This is a genomic window from Pluralibacter gergoviae ATCC 33028 = NBRC 105706 (assembly GCF_001598855.1).
GTDB classification, from domain to species: Bacteria; Pseudomonadota; Gammaproteobacteria; order Enterobacterales; family Enterobacteriaceae; genus Pluralibacter; species Pluralibacter gergoviae.
Genome location: NZ_BCZS01000010.1, coordinates 18,399 through 32,317, shown reverse-complemented (window position 1 = coordinate 32,317; position 13,919 = coordinate 18,399). Strand labels below are relative to the sequence as shown.

The 13,919-nt window shown below is 57.4% G+C and carries 10 protein-coding genes, 1 tRNA gene and 2 pseudogenes; 3 read left to right on the top strand and 10 right to left on the bottom strand.

What is annotated here, in order from left to right; genetic code table 11:
• Positions 1-171 precede the first annotated feature (171 nt).
• Positions 172-266 (top strand) — tRNA-Sec (locus tag ENGE1_RS28435).
• Positions 267-488: 222 nt separating this feature from the next.
• Positions 489-1,291: pseudogene (locus ENGE1_RS11905) on the top strand (tyrosine-type recombinase/integrase); the annotation flags it as partial.
• Positions 1,292-1,570: 279 nt separating this feature from the next.
• Here the strand turns inward: ENGE1_RS11905 and ENGE1_RS11900 are convergent.
• Entirely contained in the window at positions 1,571-2,860 is a 1,290-nt protein-coding gene (locus tag ENGE1_RS11900; protein WP_048253593.1) for a hypothetical protein, read from the bottom strand.
• 434 nt (positions 2,861-3,294) lie between these two features.
• Positions 3,295-3,850, bottom strand: a pseudogene (locus ENGE1_RS11895) (phage polarity suppression protein).
• A gap of 119 nt (positions 3,851-3,969) precedes the next feature.
• On the opposite strand from ENGE1_RS11895, the gene ENGE1_RS11890 reads away from it, so the two are divergent.
• Positions 3,970-4,332, top strand: coding sequence for a GNAT family N-acetyltransferase (locus ENGE1_RS11890; RefSeq protein WP_073971314.1), 363 nt, complete (start codon positions 3,970-3,972; stop codon positions 4,330-4,332).
• Here the strand turns inward: ENGE1_RS11890 and iolB are convergent.
• From iolB to iolG, 8 genes are read right to left on the bottom strand one after another with little or no spacing between them, the layout of a single operon-like run.
• Entirely contained in the window at positions 4,329-5,159 is an 831-nt protein-coding gene (gene iolB / locus ENGE1_RS11885) for a 5-deoxy-glucuronate isomerase (RefSeq protein WP_048253592.1), read from the bottom strand. The two genes, ENGE1_RS11890 and iolB, sit on opposite strands and share 4 nt — an antisense overlap.
• Positions 5,160-5,168: 9 nt before the next feature.
• Entirely contained in the window at positions 5,169-6,059 is an 891-nt protein-coding gene (gene iolE, locus ENGE1_RS11880; RefSeq protein WP_048253591.1) for a myo-inosose-2 dehydratase, read from the bottom strand.
• Between the two features lie 14 nt (positions 6,060-6,073).
• Positions 6,074-7,978, bottom strand: coding sequence for a bifunctional 5-dehydro-2-deoxygluconokinase/5-dehydro-2-deoxyphosphogluconate aldolase (locus tag ENGE1_RS11875; protein WP_043081339.1), 1,905 nt, complete (start codon positions 7,976-7,978; stop codon positions 6,074-6,076).
• 12 nt (positions 7,979-7,990) lie between these two features.
• Positions 7,991-9,124, bottom strand: coding sequence for a Gfo/Idh/MocA family protein (locus ENGE1_RS11870; protein ID WP_048253590.1), 1,134 nt, complete (start codon positions 9,122-9,124; stop codon positions 7,991-7,993).
• 10 nt (positions 9,125-9,134) lie between these two features.
• A complete protein-coding gene (locus ENGE1_RS11865; RefSeq protein ID WP_043081341.1) occupies positions 9,135-10,163 on the bottom strand; it encodes an ABC transporter permease in 1,029 nt (342 codons plus the stop codon).
• Positions 10,164-10,174: 11 nt separating this feature from the next.
• A complete protein-coding gene (locus tag ENGE1_RS11860) occupies positions 10,175-11,722 on the bottom strand; it encodes a sugar ABC transporter ATP-binding protein (protein WP_048253589.1) in 1,548 nt (515 codons plus the stop codon).
• 43 nt (positions 11,723-11,765) lie between these two features.
• Positions 11,766-12,695: a substrate-binding domain-containing protein gene (locus tag ENGE1_RS11855; protein WP_043081343.1), complete on the bottom strand. Its 930-nt coding sequence runs from the start codon at positions 12,693-12,695 to the stop codon at positions 11,766-11,768.
• 41 nt (positions 12,696-12,736) lie between these two features.
• Positions 12,737-13,723 (bottom strand): inositol 2-dehydrogenase, encoded by a 987-nt coding sequence (gene iolG, locus ENGE1_RS11850; RefSeq protein WP_043081344.1) that lies wholly within the window; start codon positions 13,721-13,723, stop codon positions 12,737-12,739.
• Between the last annotated feature and the right edge of the window lie 196 nt (positions 13,724-13,919).

Below are 13,919 nucleotides of genomic sequence, written 5' to 3'. Positions count from 1 at the left end.
GCGCGTCCCGTTCAGCTCTGCCAATAACAGTCTAATTGGCTGATTTTATGCGCATTTATGAAACCATTAATGCCTTATTGCGCAATATGATGAAAAAAGTTGCGTAAGGAGTGTGGCAACGGCGCGAAAGTAGCTATAATGCGCTCCGCCTCCATGTAGCAATGCAGGCGCGGAAGGTCGTCGTCTCCGGTGAGGCGGCTGGACTTCAAATCCAGTTGGGGCCGCCAGCGGTCCCGGGCAGGTTCGACTCCTGTGACTTTCCGCCAACATTGCTCCGCCGCTATCCGAGAACGTCTAAAAATCCTTTATTTTCAATATAGATTGTAAATCACTCATCCGTAACCGTCCGACAGGTTCTCCCTGAATCCATGAAAAATATGTATAGTGATGAGTATAGATTTTATGCACGTTTTTGGCTTATACATATACACATGGCACTAACAGACATACAAATAAAACGAGCAAAACCCTAGGACAAATCATACACCTTGAACGATGGGCAACTGGCGGTTCCGTTTTCGCCTTCCTGGAAAAGCGCGGTTAATGTCATTTGGCAGCTACGACTTGATAAGCCTCGCTGAAGCTCGCGAAAAGCGCGAGATCGCAAGTGAGCAAGTTGCTAATGGCATTGATCTGGTTGGGGAACGGAAGGCGCAAAAACTGGTGCAGCAGTTTTCAACAGAAAACTCATTCGAAGCCATAGGCCGCGAATGGTATGCAAACAAAGCAGACCGCTGGACAGTGGCATACCGAGATAAAATCAATAAGATCTTCGAGCAAGATGTTTTCCCGTTCATCGGCAAACGTCCGGTCGGTGAGATCAAACCGTTAGAATTACTTGAAGTGCTGCGACGAATTAAGAAACGTGGAACACTGGAAAAAACATGCAAGGTACACCAGCGATGCATAGAGTTTTTTAGCACGCGATCATAACTGGCTGCGCTGAATACATCCCTGCCCCTGATTTAGCTATCGCATTGGCCGTTCCTAAGCAAAAGCATCACTTTTTTATCAGCCGAAGAGTTGCCCCATTTTATTCTAGATTTAGGAGCGTATACCGGAAGTGTCATTACTATAAATGCTACTAAGATAGTTATGCTAACTGGGATAAGGTTGATCTTGAGAAAGGTATATAGGAAATACCAGCAGAAAAAATGAAAATGCGCAGGCCACACATTATTCCTTTGTCTACTCAGGTAGCTTACCTCTTCAAACAGCTCAAGCCTATTACCGGCCATTATCCCTATATTTTATTGGCAGGACCAATCGTAGCAAATCAATTTCAAAAGATCTTCAAAGAGTAATAAAGTTTGATAAGTTAAAAAATAATGAACCGAGTAGAAAACAGACTTTAAATCATAGGGTTGCCTCAGCTTAGCTTCAAGATATTAAGTCAGATAAAAATAGTCATATGATAGCTGAGTACTCTTTTGACGATGAAGATAATATGGAAGTAAAAAAATATGTTAGATAAACAATATGACTACTTTCTTTTTGATACCGACATAATAGGCTTGGAGCTATATGATTCCGTCCAAGCCTATAGAAAAAATATAATTACAATTCTTAATTAGTAAGAGAATAAATCTTTGTATTTTTCGAATAATGAATTTTTAGTATTTTTCTGTTCCTGATTGAATTCATCATTATGGGTGCTATTTTCTAGGGAGGTACTATATACATTAATACTTTCTTTTATCAACCATGACATTGACATCATCTCTAATGGAACTCTTAACAACATTTGCCAGGAAACACCAAATATAATATCTTCACCAATTTTTTTTAAAATGATACTATATTCATCATTAGAAACAAAAACTAATTCATAGCCTAGTTCTATAGCAAATTCTTTGTATTCATCGAGCATTAAAAAACAAGCTATTGTTAATTCCCCTTCGATAAAATCATGGAGATCGTAGGGATCATTAATTAATAAAGTAAATGGTGTTAATGGTAGCCACTCCCCATTATTTTTATATTGATTGAGAAATACGGGAAAAATTTCTTTTTTTCCATCAAAATCTATATCCTCCAGAAAAGAAAGCATATTCCATTCTCTAACCGCGCAGATATAAAATCCTTTTTCAGCTTCAGCCAGAGCCCTTCCTTTGCTGCGACAATCATTAAGACACTCATTTAAAATTTGAGAATATGATACCTCTTCAGTTAGCAAATTTTTCCTAATTAATAATGGAATCCCTCGAAAATTTTCAGCTTCGTCTTTTGCTATGAAATTTCTTAATTTTTCAAGGTTAGATTTTTGCCGCTCAACTCTCTTATTTGTATTTGAGCTTGATTTCATCTCAATAATAAATGGCTCACCTTTACCCAAAAGTGATACATCTCCATACCTTATACTCATTGTAATATCATGCAACAGAGCTGGAACTTTATTATCACATGCAAGTTTTACACATTCCCATTCCTCTCGCAATCCAGACTTACCGCTCAAATTCCCCGATGTTTCTTTAACGTTGTAATTATGTACATTATAGTATAACTGTTTAATTGTATATTTATCGATGTATAAAAATGCAACGGCATCGCCAAACATTTTATACGTATATATCTTGAATTTTTCATCAGAAATTACTTCAAAATTGTATTTAATTTTTTCTTTTACTGCCAAAGATTTTTCTTTTGGAAGTCTTGAGTTTTTTAACATCGACTTTAAATGAGCATTATATTTTTTAATAATCTTAATTTCTTGCTCACATTTCATCACGCACACTAATATTTTAAACTGTAACTTAATTAATAACTCAAAATTATTCAAATCATCTTTTAAATTATTCAGCATACCTTTAAGAATAAGTACGTCAGAGTTTTTATTGCGGTTGCCAACAATTTTTTTCATAGGTTTTTTTACACTCCATTGATAATAATCAAATCTGCATCATAATAAAGAACACTTTAAACAATCGCAACCTATAATAAAATTGGCAACTATTCCGCCATAATAATGAAATTGTTATTCTTTTTTTTAAAAGTTTTGAATACCATGGTACAACTTTGTGCAACCATAGGCCCTTTGAGAAATGAGCTTAGGGATATACTTCAGTGATATAAATTAATTCACGCATCTAAGTAAGCGCACAATGCTCTTCCCGCCACACCTGCTCGCTTAAAGGGTCGCTTTTAATGCAGGTACAATGGTGGGCTCAGGCCGCGCCGGGGCTGGCGCAGGCAGGGAGTGCAGGAACGAGAAAACACAAACAAAACCATGCACCTCATGAAGGCATAGCTTATTTCGTTAAAAATAGCGAGATTTGCGGGGGATTTTTTGACAGTCTACAGCGAGGTCAGCCCGACGTGTCGACGGGCGTAAATCATGTTCTTTGCAGGAGTATATTTTTCACGATTATTATCCCGCGAAGGCGCGTTAGGCCTGTACCCGATAGCCGTTAAAATGTCGTTATCCTGTGCAGAATAATTAATGTCATTTTCTGCGGCCAGCCAGACGGAAAGGGCTTCACGAAGATATGCCATCGAACGGTCAAGCGCGCATTTTTTTATCATCGCGGGCTGGTTCTTAATCCCCATCAGTTCTGCTGCCAGTGCGGTGACCAGCTCTGCGCCGTTCTACTGCATAAATCATGCAGCCGGTTACGGACGCTGATGCGCTGCCCCTCCTCATGCGAGAAGATGTAGCGACCGGCAGCCTGATAACCTCCCATTTTTTTACGTCAATCAGGTTACGCAACGACTGTAATCTGCGGGAGCCTAATGCGTTGTCATCCAGCAATAATTCCTGATATTCCCACACTGCGGCGGCCAGTTCGACTTTACGGTTCAGCCACGCCTTTTTGTTCCTCTGACTAGCTTCAGAGGCCTGCTGTAAGGTCAGGGTTGTCTCTCCTGATTAATGGCGGAACGGTGAGCTGTAGCAGCCTTTTACCCGGCGGAGTGCCACTGATGCTGTCGGTAACGGCGCAGGCTTCGAATCAATGACCGGGGAACGGATCACTGTCGCTGGTAGCCGCCGAGGCGGACCGCATCGTGGGACATATCGCCTTTTCACCGGTGAGCGTCGGCGGCAATGCCGCCGGCTGGTACGGCCTGGCCCCGGTGTCGGTCCTGCCCGAGCGTCAGGGCGAGGGCATCGGCAGCCTGCTGGTGCGCGAGGGCATCAGCCGGCTGCAGGCGGCGGGCGCCGCCGGGATCGTGCTTCTCGGCGAGCCGGGCTACTACGGCCGCTTTGGCTTTAAGGCGTGCGCGGAGATGACCCTGCCCGGCGTGCCGGCGGACTATTTTCTGATCCTGCCAACGCCCGGCGGGAAACCGCTGCCCGCAGGCGAAGTGGCCTTTCACCCGGCGTTTAACAGCTAGCGCCGGGGGGCCCCTTCAGCCGGATAATCCCGGTTGATCCACGCGTGATCCTCCTCCCAGCTGAAGATCCACTTTCTGACCGGCCCGGCCATCACGTTCAGATAGTAGCTGTCGTACCCGGCCATGGTGGCCACCGGATGGTAGCCTTTCGGCACCATCACCACGTCGCGGTCGTAGACCGCCATGCACTCATCGAGCTGGCGGTCGTCGGTGTAGACCCGCTGCATGCAGAAGCCCTGCGGCGGATTAAGCCGGTGGTAGTAGGTCTCTTCGAGGTACGTTTCGTGAGGCGGATTGTCGGTATCGTGCTTGTGGCTCGGATAAGAGCTGGTGCAGCCCTCGTTGGTCCACACTTCGACCACCAGCAGACTGTCGGCGGCCTTATCCTCCGGTAGAATATTGTGCACATAGCGCTGGTTGTGGCCCTTGCCGCGCGCCTCGGCGCCGATGTCGTCCGGGGCGATAAGCCGCGTCGGGTAGGTGCCTTTACCCGGCGCGGCGCACACCGCCAGCTCCAGGCGGGTAAGCGCCTCGACCTCAGCGCGCTCCCCGGCGGTGACGTACACCGCCCAGGGTTTAGTGCGCTCGAAGGGGCTCATGCGCTCGCCGATATTAGTAAATTCGGCGCCGGGCGTGGCGACGGTCGCCCGTCCGGCCACCAGCACCAGGCAGCGCTCCTGGTCGCCGGCGGGCAGCGACAGCCGCTGGCCCGCCTCCAGCTGATAGGCCTCAAAGCCAACGTAGCCCCAGCCGGCGCTCGCCGGGGTGACCGACTGCGTGCGCCCGCTGCCGTCGGGCGGCTGCCAGCGGGAGTGTAAATGCGACATAGCGCCTCCTTACAGCAGCCCGGCGTCGTGCGCCAGGCGGTGCAGATTGTTGAAACCCAGCCGGGCATAGGTCAGCGGATGCGCCACGGCAGGGTCCTGCTCGGCCTCCACCACCAGCCAGCCCTGATAGCCCTGAGATTTTAGCAGCGCCATGATCGGCGGATAGTCCACGCAGCCGTCGCCCGGGACGGTAAACACGCCGCTCAGCACCGCATCGAGGAAGCTGGTTTTGCGGTTTTTAACGTCCGCCAGCACATCGGCGCGCACATCCTTGCAGTGGACGTGGTTGATGCGCGAGATCCAGCGTTCGGCTACCGCCAGCGGATCGGCCCCGGCAAAGGTCAGGTGGCCGGTATCCAGCAGCAGCCCGACTTCGTCACCGGTGTGGCGCATCAGGTTATCCACGTCGTCCGCCGACTCGATCACCGTCCCCATGTGGTGATGGTAGGCGATCTGCACGCCCTGCTGCTGGGTGTAGCGGGCGAAGGCGGTCAGCTTTTCGCCGTACTCCGCCCACTTGTCCTGCGGGAAGCGCGGGCGCAGGTGGACCGGCGTCTGCTGCTCGCCGTGAATGCAGCGGCTCACCTCGGCGAACACCAGCACCTTTGCCCCCAGCTCGCGCAGCAGGGTCAGATGCGGCTGCACGGCGGCAATCTCCTCCTCCACGCTGCGCTCCAGCAAGCGGCCAGAGTACCAGCCGGAAACCAGCTGCAGGTCGTGGCGGCGCAGGATCGGCCCCAGCACGCCCGCCTCGCGGGGAAATTTATTGCCCAGTTCAAACCCGGCAAAGCCCGCTTCCCGCCCTTCGCGCAGGCAGGTCTCCAGCGGCGTATCCGCGCCGAGGGAAGGCAGGTCGTCGTTGGTCCAGGTCAGCGGATTGATGCCCAGTTGTACGGTCATAATGTTCTCCTGAATTATGCGTGTCCGCGCTCGCGCCACCAGGCGATAAGCTGCAGGTAGTTGTCCCGAATGCGCGCCACCAGCTGCGCGTCATCAATGTCGTGATTGAGCCATGCGCGGGAGGCGTCTCCAAACAGCGTTCTGCCAACCGCAAAACCTTTAACCAGCGGGTGCCCGGCAGCGGCGCGGAACCCGGCGCGCAGCTGCTCGGCGGGGGCATCGAGCCCGAGGATCACTACGCCACGGCAGTGCGGGTCGCGCTTTTCAACGATCTCCGCCAGCGCCGTCCAGCCCTCAGAGGAGAGCGGCGGCAGCTTCCACCAGTCCGGAAAGATACCGAGGTTGTAGAAGCGGGAAACGGCCCGCAGGTACATCTCGTCGCTGTGCGGCATGCCGGCGGGGAGGATCACTTCCAGCAGCAGCTCGTGCCCGGAGTGACAGCAGGCGTGATACACCTCGGCGACCTTCTGCTCCTGTTCGAGGCGCAGGGCGTGGGCATCTTCCGGGTGGAAAAACACCAGGCATTTCACCACGTGCTCCTGGGGCCAGCTGATAAGCTGGGTGCCGATATTGCCGCGCTCCATCGCCAGCGGCCGGGAGCCGGGCAGCTCAACCGGGCGGCCGATCCACCAGCCTTCGCCGGTGATGGCATTCAGCGCTTCCTGGCCGAAGGTGCCGTCGCACAGCAGCCCCGCTTTCCCGGCCAGGCCCGCGCGGTCGGCGGCGTCGCGGCTGGCCTGCAGGATCAGCGACTTCAGCGGCGCGATGCGCGCGAGGTCCGCGCCGCACTGCAGCGCCATCTCCTCAAGCTGGCTGCGGTGGTCGAAGGCCATCACGCACAATTCGGGCCAGCGGCGGCGGCGGGTAGTGACCCGGTGCAGATGGTTGAGGCGGGCGTCGAGGTCCGGGCGCGGCACGTCGGCGGCGCGGGACAGGTAGTCGTCCAGCTCAATCCTGCTCGGCATTGCCGGGGCGCAGCCGTGGCGCGAGACCACCAGCGCCCCGCAGGCGTTGGCGTAGCGGCAGGCCTGAGCCCAGCCCTCGTCGTTGAGGTAGCCGCGCAGCAGGCCGGACATAAAGGCGTCGCCCGCCCCCAGCACGTTGAGCACCTCGACGCGCACGCCGGTGACGGTCAGGCCGTCGTCGAGGCTCGCCGGAATGGCCTGCTCGTAGACCGAACAGCCCAGCGCGCCGCGCTTGCAGACCAGCGTCGCGCCGCTGACCTCCCGCACGCGGGTCAGGGCCTGCAGGGTATCGGTGCTGCCGCCGGCAATGTGAAACTCCTCTTCGGTGCCGACGATAACGTCAAAGAAGTCCAGTACCGCCTGCAGCTCGCGGGTAACCTGGTCGGCGGCGATAAAGCGGGTTTCGCCGTCGCCGGGTGAGGTCAGCCCCCACAGCACCGGCCGGTAGTCGATATCCAGCACCGTGCGCACACCGTGGCGGCGGGCGTATCCGAGCGCCGTCAGCACCGCCTCGCGGGTCTGCGGATGCGACAGGTGGGTCCCGGTGATGGCGAGACAGCGGGCGGAGGCAATGTACTGCTCGTCCACGTCGGCGGCGGTAATCGCCATGTCGGCGCAGTTATCGCGGTAAAAAATCAGCGGAAAGGTGTCCCGGTCTTTAATGCCGAGCAGCACCAGCGCCGTCAGCCGGGTTTTATCAACGATCAGGTGGCCGGTGTCGCAGCCGACCTGGTTTAGCTCTTCGCGCAGAAAGCGCCCCATGTGCTCGTCGCCGACCCTGGCCAGCATCGATGAGCGCAGCCCCTGGCGGGCGGTGCCGTAGGCGACGTTGCCGGAGGAGCCGCCGAGATATTTGGCAAAGCTCGACGCATCCTCCAGCCGGGCGCCGATCTGCTGGCTGTAGAGGTCTACCGCCACGCGGCCCATGCAAATTACATCAAACTGCTTTTCCACGTTGATACCTCATCAGTCAATGTCATTGACGTTCAGCCAGCGCCCTTCTTCGTGGGAGCGGGCAATTGCATCCAGCACGCGGGACACGCGCCAGCCCTCGGCAAAGTCCGGCCACAGCGGCAGGTCGGCGGCAATGCCATCCACCAGATCGCGTACTTCGACGGTTTTCTGATCGTTAAAGCCGATACCGTGCCCGGCGCCCATGCAGAAGGCGCCGTACTCCGGATGCGCCGGCCCCACCAGCAGGGTGCGGAAGCCCTGGCGATTGGCCGGATCGTCGTGCAGATAGAGCTTGAGTTCGGCCATCCGCTCCTGGGTGAAGCTGATGGCGCCCCTGGTGCCGGTAATGACGTAGGAGAGACCCATCTTGCGCCCGCAGGCGACGCGGGAGGTCTCAATGACGCCCTGGGCGCCGCCGCTAAAGCGCACCATCGCGTGGGCCTGATCTTCGTTCTCCACGGCCACCCTTTCCGCCGAACCGGCCTTTGCCGGGCGCAGCGGCACCACGGTTTTCAGATCGCCGCATACCTGCTCAATACCGCCCACCAGGTAGTGCGCCATATTGACGATGTGCGCCGCCAGGTCTCCCAGCGCGCCGAGCCCGGCGGTTTCGCGGAAGCAGTGCCAGTGGATGGGCGACAGCGGGTCGGCCATATAGTCTTCGTTGTGGGTGCCGTAGAAGTGAATCACCTCGCCAATCTCGCCGCGGGCGATAATCTCCTTCGCCAGCGCCGCCGTCGGGTTTTTCATGTAGTTAAAGCCGACCAGCGTTTTGACGCCGGCCCGCGCCGCCGCCTCGACCATCTCTCGGGCATCGCGGGCGTTGAGCGCCAGCGGCTTTTCCGAGTAGACGTGCTTGCCGTGGGCAATCGCCGCCAGCGCCATCTCCTTGTGCAGATGGTTGGGCGAGCAGATATCCACCAAGTCGATGTCGGGGTCTGCGACCAGCGCGCGCCAGTCGCCGGTGGCGCGGTTGAAGCCGAAGGCCTGCGCCCTTTGCGCCGCCAGCTCGGGCGTCACCTCCGCCACCATCTCGCGCACCAGCCTGCCGCGCAGGTTAAACACCGTCGGCGCCTGGGCGTAGGCGATGGCGTGAGCCTTGCCGATATAGCCGGTGCCGATAAGCCCTATCCGTACCTGTTTCATGACTGGCTCCTTAAATTGCGCCGCGGCGGCTCTTGGCGTAAGTGTCGAAGGCCACCGCCAGTACGATAATCAGGCCGGTGATGATCTGCTGGTAGTAGGCGGAAACGTTCATCAGCACCAGGCCGTTGATCAGGATGCCCATAATGATCGAGCCGATAATGGTGCCGCCGATGCGCCCGTAGCCGCCCATCAGCGAGGTGCCGCCAATCACCACCGAGGCGATGACCCGCAGCTCGAAGGAGATACCCGCTACCGCCTCGGCGCTGCCGAGGCGGGCGCTGAGGATAAAGCCCGCCAGCCCGGCGAGGCAGCCGATCACCACATAGACGCTGACCAGCACCCGCCTGACGTTCACGCCCGCCAGCCGCGCCGCCTCCGGGTTACCGCCAATGGCGTAGACGAAACGCCCCCAGCGGGTTTTGTGCAGCGCCAGATAGCCCGCCAGCGCCACGAGGGCAAAAATCCAGATCGGAATCGAGATGCCGAGCAGCTCGCCTCGCCCCCACCAGCGGTAGCCTTCATCGAAGCCTGCAATGGGCGCGCCGTCATTGATAACCAGGGTCAGGCCACGCCAGATGGTCATGCCGCCAAGAGTGACGATAAAGGGCGGCAGGCGCAGACGGGTGACGCCGAGGCCGTGCAGAAAGCCGATGGCGGTGCCCATCGCCAGGCAGATGCCGAGGCCAATCAGCCAGCTCATGCCGCCCCAGGCGCCGGGGTCGACGGTGGTAAAGTTATCGCCCTTAATCACGTAGGCGGCCGTCATGGCGCACACCGCCAGGATAGAGCCGACGGAGAGGTCGATACCGGCGGTCAGAATGACGAAGGTCATGCCCACCGCCATGATCCCGTAGATCGACACTTCAGTGAGAATGTTGAAAATATTGCGCTCAGAGAGGAAGTTGCTGTTCTGCATCTGAAAGAAGATCAGCAGCAGGATCATAAAGATCAGCACGCCGAAGCGCTCGAAGAAGGCGATCGGATCGATGCCGCCGCGGCGCTTGTCCGCGACCGTGGTTTTGGAAATCATCTGCGTCATTGGGGACTCCGTTAAGCCGCGTTAAGGCTGTCGTGGTTGATGGCCATCATCATCATCAGGGTCTCTTCCGTGGCATCGTCGCCGTGAATTTCGCCGGTCACCCGTCCTTCGCTGAGGGTGATGATGCGGTCGGAAACCGCCATTACCTCCGGCAGATCGGAGGAGATAACGATCACCGCGACGCCGGTTTTAGCCATCTCAAACAGCACCTGGTGCACTTCTGACTTGGTGCCGACATCGATGCCGCGCGTAGGCTCATCGACGATCAGCACCCGGGGATTGAGGGCCATGCAGCGGGCGAGGATCACCTTCTGCTGGTTGCCGCCGGAGAGCTTGCGAACCTCCTGCTCGCTGTTAACCATCTTGATCTGCAGCGCCTTGCGGTAGGACTCAATCAGGTCGTCCTCCTTGCGGGCGTTGACGAAAAAGCCCCAGCGCAGCAGCGAGGAGAGGCAGGAGAGCGAGAGGTTGTCGCGGATCGACAGCCCCAGCACCGCGCCCTCTTTTTTGCGATCTTCCGGGACCAGGGCAATGCCCTGGTCGAGGGCAAACAGCGGATCGCGCGGCCGGTAGGGCTCGCCGTCGAGCGTAAATTCGCCGCGCGTAAAGCCGTCGGCGCCGAACAGGCAGCGCGCCACCTCCGTGCGCCCGGCGCCCACCAGCCCGGCGATCCCCAGCACCTCACCGGCGTGAACCTCAAAGGAGATGTCGTGCAGGGCGATGCCGTGGGGGTCGAGCGGCGGCCTGACCCGCGATAGCCCCTTCACCGCAAGGCGAACGGGCTTATCCTTATGATGGGTTTCGCTGGCCGGGCGGCGGTTGAAGACGACGTCGCGCCCCACCATCAGACGAATAAGCTGCCCGACATCGGTCTCCGCCACCGCGCCGCTGCCGGTGTAGCGGCCGTCCTGGAAGACGGTGAAGCGGTCGCAGAGCTGGAAAACTTCGTGCAGGCGGTGGGTAACGTAGATAATGCTGACGCCGCGGCCCTTCAGTTCGCGCACTACCCGGTGCAGGCTCTCAACCTCGCTGTCGCTGAGCGCCGCCGAGGGCTCATCCATGATGATAAGCTTCGCATTGAGCGTCAGGGCGCGGGCTATCTCGATCATCTGCTGCTGGGCCACGCTCAGGCGGGCGACGGCGGTGGTCGGGGCGACGTTGAGCTGCAGGTAGTCGAGGATCGCCTGCGCCTCCTGATTCACCGCCTTCTCATCGACAATCAGCCCGCGCCGGCGCGGCTCGTGGCCGAGGAACATATTCTCGGCGACGCTCATGTTGGGCAGCAGGTTGAACTCCTGGTAAATGGTGATGATGCCCCGGTTCTGGCGATCGACGGGCGACTCATCTGCCGCCAGCACCTCGCCGTTAAACCAGATTTCGCCCCGGGTCTGCGGCTGGGCGCCCGCCAGCGCCTTCAGCAGCGTGGATTTTCCGGCGCCGTTCTCGCCCAGCAGGGCGTGAATTTCACCCGCGCCGACGGTGAGCTGGGCGCTGCTGAGCGCCCAGACGCCGGAGAAGCTTTTCGCCAGATCGGTGACTTTGAGTAAAGGTTGTGACATCGCTCCGCTCCTGGGTTACTGCCGGGCCCGGGCCCGGCGACCGTCATTTACCGGCTTCGCCGATGCGCTCGGCCTGCTGCAGGTTGGCCTGGGTAATAAGCGTCGGGGCATAGTCCGCGCCGGTGATCGCTTTTTTCGTGCGGATGTTATCCACCAGCTGGCTCATGGCGGTTTTCACCGCATAGCCCGGACGCTGGTCGGCGGTCACCGCCATCCAGCCGTCGCGCACGCGGGCCAGCGCTTCCGGTACGGCGTCAAAGCCGGTCACCATCACATCGCCGGGCTTCACGCCCTGGCCCTGCAGGGCTTCGATGGCGCCGAGCGCCATATCATCATTCGCGGAGAGGATCACCTGCGGGCGCTTCGGCAGCGAGGGCAGCACGCTTTCAACAATGCGCATTCCTTCAGAACGCAGCCAGTTACCCGTCTGATCGGCGACGATATGATATTTTTCCCCGCCAGCCTTCAGGCTGTCGCGGATGCCTTTGGTACGCTCGATGTTAGAGGAGGAGCCGGGCTGGCCGGTCAGCAGCACGATGTCGGCGCCGTCGGGGAATTTAGCCTTCACGAAGTCGGCAATCGCCTGGCCGCCCTTGTAGTTGTTGGCGCCGAAATGGGGCACCTTCTTCTGGCTGTTGACCGAGCGATCGAGGGTGACCACCGGCAGGTTAGCGTCCTGAATTTCATCTACGGCGCCGGAGACGGCGTTAACGTCGTTAGGCGAGACGATAAAACCCTGCGCGCCGCGGGTAATGGAGTTTTCCAGGTCGGCCACCTGCTTGGGCGAACTGCCCTGGCCGTCGAGAACCTGCAGGTTGATGCCCATCTCTTTAGCGGTTTTCACCGCCGTGCGCTGCATGCTGACTTCAAACGGCGTCGCCAGGTTCGGCGTACTGAAGACAATCTGCTCATTTTCGGCAACGGCGGCCCCGGATGTGAGGGCGATGAGGGCGGCCAGGAGTAGCTTTTTCATTATGTTGTCTCTCTGTGTAGGGTGCTGTTGTTATGGGTAAATCAGAGGAAGACTTCGCGCTGAGTGCGCAGGGATTCCAGCGCCTTATCGGCCAGCAGCAGCGCCCGCTCGCCGTCGTCGCCGCTGCACTCGGGTGCGGCCTCGCCGCGCAGCACCGCAACAAAGTGCTGCCATTCGGCGGCGTAGGCTTCGCGGTAGCGCTGGAGGAAGAAGTGCTCCGGCAGGGCGCCGGTCGCGCCGCTCTGTCCGTAGTGGCGGACCTGGTTTTCAAGGATATTGCCCGCGCACAGCAGCCCTTCGGAACCGTGCAGCTCCAGACGCTGGTCGTAGCCGTAGGCAGAGCGGCGGCTGTTAACAATGGTCGCCAGCGCGCCGGAGGCGTACTTGAGCACGATAAACGCGGTGTCGATATCGCCCGCCGCGCCGATGGCCGGATCGACCAGGTTGCTGCCCTGGGCAAATACCGAAACCGGCTCCTCGCCCATGATGAAGCGCGCCATATCGAAGTCGTGAATGGTCATGTCGCGAAACATGCCGCCGGAGACCTTAACGTACTCGGCGGGCGGCGGCGACGGATCGCGGGAGATGATCAGCAGCGATTCCGGCGTGCCGATGCGGCCCTGCTGCGCCTCGGTTTTGACGCGTCTGAACTGCGGGTCGAAGCGGCGGTTGAAGCCAACAAACAGCGGCACGCCGCTGGCCTTAACCACCTTCAGGCAGTCGCGCACCCGGGAAAGATCGAGGTGGACCGGCTTTTCGCAGAAGATGGCCTTACCGTGGCGGGCGGCCAGCTCAATCAGATCGGCGTGGGTATCGGTAGCGGAGGCGATAAGCACGGCGTGAACGCTGGGGTCGGTCATCGCCTCGTCCAGCGTCTGAATACGCGCCTGGTACTGTCGGGCAAGGCGGCTGGCAAACTCGCGGTTGGGATCGACGACAGACCAGAGCGTCGTCTCTTTGTGGCTGGCAATGTTAGCGGCATGCACCTGGCCAATGCGGCCGGCGCCCAGTAAAGCGATGTTAAACATAACGGCTCCCGGTGTTGGTGAACGCAATGAACTAACGACACCGTAAATAAAACATTTATTTCATTTTTCGAGAAAGTGAAAGTTATGTTTTTGCGTACCGCTTAACAGTTTTGTTAACGCACAGATAAAATTCGTTATCAACATCACAACATCAGGGTGAAAAACAGTCAGATTTCGCCGGGAAATGGAATGCCCT

What these genes read in the sequence shown, in the direction of transcription:
- iolB (WP_048253592.1), bottom strand. Translation starts at nt 5,159, where the DNA reads ATGTCGCATTTACACTCCCGCTGGCAGCCGCCCGACGGCAGCGGGCGC.
- ENGE1_RS11870 (WP_048253590.1), bottom strand. Translation starts at nt 9,124, where the DNA reads ATGAAACAGGTACGGATAGGGCTTATCGGCACCGGCTATATCGGCAAG.
- iolG (WP_043081344.1), bottom strand. Translation starts at nt 13,723, where the DNA reads ATGTTTAACATCGCTTTACTGGGCGCCGGCCGCATTGGCCAGGTGCAT.
- ENGE1_RS11855 (WP_043081343.1), bottom strand. Translation starts at nt 12,695, where the DNA reads ATGAAAAAGCTACTCCTGGCCGCCCTCATCGCCCTCACATCCGGGGCC.
- iolE (WP_048253591.1), bottom strand. Translation starts at nt 6,059, where the DNA reads ATGACCGTACAACTGGGCATCAATCCGCTGACCTGGACCAACGACGAC.
- ENGE1_RS11900 (WP_048253593.1), bottom strand. Translation starts at nt 2,860, where the DNA reads ATGAAAAAAATTGTTGGCAACCGCAATAAAAACTCTGACGTACTTATT.
- ENGE1_RS11860 (WP_048253589.1), bottom strand. Translation starts at nt 11,722, where the DNA reads ATGTCACAACCTTTACTCAAAGTCACCGATCTGGCGAAAAGCTTCTCC.
- ENGE1_RS11865 (WP_043081341.1), bottom strand. Translation starts at nt 10,163, where the DNA reads ATGACGCAGATGATTTCCAAAACCACGGTCGCGGACAAGCGCCGCGGC.